At 75.1% G+C, this 2,855-nt stretch carries 1 protein-coding gene and 1 pseudogene; both read right to left on the bottom strand.

Annotated elements, in window-relative coordinates; genetic code table 11:
- Window positions 1-1,158 (bottom strand): annotated as a pseudogene (locus GA0115259_RS36400) (ABC transporter permease); the annotation flags it as partial.
- 1 nt (window position 1,159) lies between these two features.
- Window positions 1,160-2,855 (bottom strand): ABC transporter permease (locus tag GA0115259_RS36405; RefSeq protein ID WP_141716850.1); only part of this gene is annotated, 1,696 nt, incomplete at its 5' end.

Consider the following 2,855-nt stretch of genomic DNA (forward strand, 5'->3'; position numbering starts at 1 on the left):
GGCGGCGCGGCCCGCGGCGATCAGACCGCCGGCCATCGCGAGGGCGACGGCTGCGACGGTGCCGATCCCGAAGGCCGCGACGACGACGATCCGTGAGATCGCCTCGCGCGTGGCGAGGTGGGAGCCGACGACCGTGCCGAGGCCGGTCTCCACGACCGCGTTCCCGCCCGCGATCTCCCGCATCCGCAGCAGATCGGGGCCGCTTTCGAGGGAAGCGATCCGCCGCCCGAGCTCCGGGGCGTCCGCGGCGGTCAGCTCTCCGGTGGCGGGAGCGAAGCGCCAGTACTTCTCCGAATCCGTACGGGTGCCGAGGAGCGCGGGTGCGGCCTCGGGCGCCAGCAGCAGTCCCGCCTCCCAGCGGAACATCGGTGGCCGGGACGGCAGGGCGGCCAGGCCCGGGACGCGCAGGAGCGGTTCCGCGGACCAGTAACTTCCGCTGGGGCGGCGAGGTTCGACCAGGCCCGTGATCCGTACGGAGAGGGCCTGAGTCCCGTAGCGGTCGCTCAGACGGAGTACGGAGCCGACGCGCAGCTGCAGCTCACGGGCGGTCGCCGTGGTGACGGCGGCCTCCACCTCTTTCGTGCGCGCGTCCGCTCCCTGGCCCGCGGACGGCAGGCGTCCGCTCCGTACGGTGGCGTGGGCGGCCAGCTCCGACTGTGTGGCCAGCGTGAACCGTGGCGCGATCCCGTCGGGGCGCGGAAGCCAGTCGTCCGTGCCGGTCAAGGGCTCGCCGGTGCGTACTCCGTACGCGGACTCGGCGAGGTCCACCCGCAGCGGACCCGGCAGGCTCACCACCGTCTGCCGGTACACGGCTTCGAGCGCGTCGGGCCGCATCGCTTCGACCCGTTGGGGCTCCGGGATCTCCAGGCCCGCCTGAGGAGCGTTCAGTCGCAGCACGGTGTCGGTGACGGGCGTGCCGGTGATCTCGCGGCGCAGCCCGTCGGTCTCGTACGCGTCGACGGCCCTGGGGAACGCGGCGGCGAGGAAGGCCGTGAGCAGGACGAGCGCCCCGAAGGCGACGGCGGCCCCGGGCGCGGTGCGCAGCCGGGTGCGTACCCATGGCGCGACGGCGCGGCTGCTGCCCGCCTTCGGGGCCTGGGCCTGGGCCGAGCTGTGGGTACGGAGATGGGCACGGATACGCGTACGGGTACGGGTCATGTCAGTGGTCCCCCTGCTGACGGAGCGCGGCCGGGAGGCCGGCGCCGCGCCGGGCGGCGAGGACGGCGGTGATCAGCAGCGGCACGGCGGCGACACCCGCGAGGAACAGGGCCACCCGGAGCAGCGGGAGTTCCACGAGCACCTGGGGCACGGGCCGGGCCGCCCCTGAGGTCAGCACGGTCAGCGGTACGAGCGCCCGCGTCAGCAGGATCCCGAGCGCCGCTCCGACGGCCAGACCGATGCCGATCAGCACGCCTTGTTCCGTCACGACCAGCCGGGCGAGGCCGCGTCGGGGCGCTCCGAGGGCGCGCAGGACGGCGAGTTCGGCGGTCCGCTCGCGCAGGGAACCGGCGGCGCCGACCGCGAATCCCATGGCGGAGAGCGCGATGGCGACCGGCGCGACGGCGATCAGCGCCGAGCGCGGCCCTTCGCCGAGCGGATCGCCGAGCAGTGCCGCCGCCGTCTCGTCGCGTACGAGCACCCGAGCGGGCTCGGCTCCGTCGGAGCGGTCGCGGAGTGCGGAGGCGACCTGCGCGGCGGCGCCGGGAGCGGTGCTCAGCCACCACTCGGTGGGCGCGAGGGAGCGGTCGGTCCGGGCGGCGAGGGCGGCGTTGACGGTCCGCAGGTCGATGAGCAGGGCACCGCCGTTCTGGCTGGTCACGCGCGTGTCGACGCCCGTGCCTGCGCCCGCGTCCGCCTCGGTGTTCGCCTCCGGGGCCCGGCCCGTCTCGGTGTCCGCCGTTGTTCCGGTCGTGGGCAGCTCTCGTACCGTCTTCACGATGGTCACCCGCACCTGCTCGCCCGCCAGCGTCAGATCGACGCTGTCCCCTCGGCCGGCTCCGGTGGCGCGGAGGAAGGCGTCGGTGGCGACGGCCGCGATCCGCTCCGGGGCGGCGGCGCCCACGACATCGAGCCGTACGGCGAAGTCGCCCGAGCCTTGGTACGCCTGCCCTGTCGGGTACGTGACGGTCAGCGGCGCCGTGGCCGAAGGCGATGTGTACGCGGTCGGTTCCAGGGAGTTCGGCGCGCTCTCCCCGGTGCCCTCTGTCACCGTGGCGCTGCCGCGCCAGCGCACCTCGTCCGGTACGCGCACGAGCACGGGCTCAGTCCTCCCGTTCTCGGATGCCGGGCTCGCGTCGTCCTCAGCCGCTGTGGCGAGCAACCGCTCGACGGTCAGCCGGTGTTGCTCGGATGCCTGGACCGGGGCCGTCCCGCCGAGCCGCAGTCCCGTCACGCGGAGCGGTCCGGCGGGGGCGCTGTGGGTGCGGGAGGCGGTCCGGTCGAGATCGACGGTGGCCCGGTGGAGCCGCCCGTCGACGGGCACTTGTCCGGCGCTGAGCCGGTACGGGATGCCGTAGCGGTCCTCGACCACCACCAGGAGGGCGGCGGCGAGCCCGGACGGCGACGCGCCCTTCCCGGCCGTGATCCGAACGTCGAGGCCGAGCCGGCGGGTGTCGTCGGGCAGCGCGATCCCGGTGCGGTTCCCGGGCTCGGGTGACGCGTCCTCCCGTACCGGCCCGTCCGACGGTCCGTCCGTCAGCCCGTCCGTCAGCCCGTCCAGCAGGCTCTCCGCGGGCTCGTCGGCGAGATCGGCGCGCAGCAGCATCCGCTCCTCGGCGTGTGCCGTGTCCAGCGCGAGTACGGTCGCCGACAGGCCGCCGGAGAGGCTCGCGTCCGTACGGGGGGGGGGGGCGGGC

The sequence above is a fragment of the Streptomyces sp. MnatMP-M17 genome (assembly GCF_900091995.1).
In the GTDB taxonomy this organism is placed as follows: domain Bacteria; phylum Actinomycetota; class Actinomycetes; order Streptomycetales; family Streptomycetaceae; genus Streptomyces.